2 protein-coding genes are annotated in these 1,511 nt (G+C 71.4%); both read right to left on the bottom strand.

All coding sequences use genetic code 11. The features are described from left to right. Positions 1-80 precede the first annotated feature (80 nt). Positions 81-896, bottom strand: coding sequence for a pyrroline-5-carboxylate reductase (gene proC, locus ACYP33_RS34450; RefSeq protein WP_414450316.1), 816 nt, complete (start codon positions 894-896; stop codon positions 81-83). A 31-nt stretch (positions 897-927) separates the two neighbouring features. Further along, positions 928-1,511: YggS family pyridoxal phosphate-dependent enzyme (locus tag ACYP33_RS34445; protein ID WP_459625559.1), on the bottom strand; the 584-nt coding region annotated here is incomplete at its 5' end.

Raw genomic sequence — 1,511 nt, 5'->3', positions numbered from 1 at the left:
CGCGCACCGCAGCCGCCATGAAAAAAAGCGACCGTCGAGGTCGCTTTTTTCGTTGATGGCGCCCGTTCGGGCTTCGGGCTTCAGGCCTGGCCCAGTTCGTCACCGAGTTCCTTGGCGCGCGCATCGGCGGCCAGCACGCCGCGCACGATCGCATCCTTCAGTTGCTGGGCGTCGAACGCGGCCAGCGCGGCGGCGGTCGTGCCGCCCTTCGAGGTCACGCGCTCGCGCAGCACGCCGGCCGGCTCGCCCGATTGCGCGGCCAGTTGCGCGGCGCCGGTGAAGGTGGCCACGGCCAGCGCGCGGCCCTGCTCGTCGTTCATGCCGAGTTGGCGCGCGGCTTCCTGCAGCGCCTCGATGAAATAGAACACGTAGGCCGGGCCGCTGCCCGAGATCGCGGTGACGGCGTCGAGCTTCGATTCATCGTCGAACCACACGGTGTCGCCCACCGCGCCGAGCACGGCCGAGGCCAGCTCGCGGCCGGCCGCATCGACGCCGGGCAGCGCCGCCAGGCCCGTCACGCCCATCCCGACCAGGGCCGGCGTGTTCGGCATGGTGCGCACGATGCGCGTGTTGCCGCCGAGCCAGCGCGACAGATCGGTGGCGCGGATGCCGGCCGCGATGCTGATCACGAGCGCGCGGCCCGCGTGGGGCGCGAGCGCCTTCGCGACATCGTTCAGCACCTGCGGCTTGACCGCCAGCACGATCGCGTCGTAGCCGGCCAGCGTGGCGTCGATCGCCTCGCCGGTCTGCACGCCCGAGGTGTCGCGCAGGCGCTGGCGGGTGCTGTCGTTGGGGTCGATCACGTAGATGTCGCCGGGAGCCGCGGTGCCGCGCTTGACGATCCCGCCGATCAGCGCGGCCGCCATGTTGCCGCCGCCGATGAATGCAATTTTCATGATGAGTGCGAGTGAGGAAAGATTCGGAAGCTCAGGAGGCGCGCGGCGTGGAATAGTCGCGCGCGCCGAAGATCGCGGTGCCGACGCGCACCAGCGTGGCGCCTTCGAGCACGGCCGCCTCGAGGTCGGCCGACATGCCCATCGACAACGTATCGAGCGCCAGCCCGCCCGCGTTCAGCGTGTCGAACAGTTCGCGCAGCCGCCGGTGCGGCGCGCGCTGCGTGTCGAGATCGCCGGCCGGCTCGGGAATCGCCATCAGCCCGCGCAGCCGCAGCGACGGCAGCGCCGCCACCGCGCGCGCGAGCGCGGCCGCCTCGGCCGGCTCGACGCCGCTCTTGCTGGCCTCGCCGCTGACGTTGACCTGCACGCACACGTTCAGCGGAGGCAGGTGCGCGGGCCGCTGCTCGGCCAGCCGTTGCGCGATCTTCAGGCGGTCGACCGAATGCACCCAGTCGAACTGCTCGGCCACCGGGCGTGTCTTGTTCGATTGCAGCGGGCCGATGAAATGCCATTCGAGCGTGTCGCGCAGCGCGGCGAGCGCGGCGATCTTGTCGAGCGACTCCTGCACGTAGTTTTCGCCGAACGCGCGCTGGCCGGCCGCGTGCGCGTCGCGCA

Source organism: Burkholderia sp. 3C, assembly GCF_054589155.1.
Note: the sequence above shows the minus strand (reverse complement) of the source record. Positions and strands in the feature narration are given on the sequence as shown.

Coding starts and splice junctions, on each gene's coding strand:
- proC (WP_414450316.1), bottom strand. CDS start 896: ATGAAAATTGCATTCATCGGCGGCGGCAACATGGCGGCCGCGCTGATC.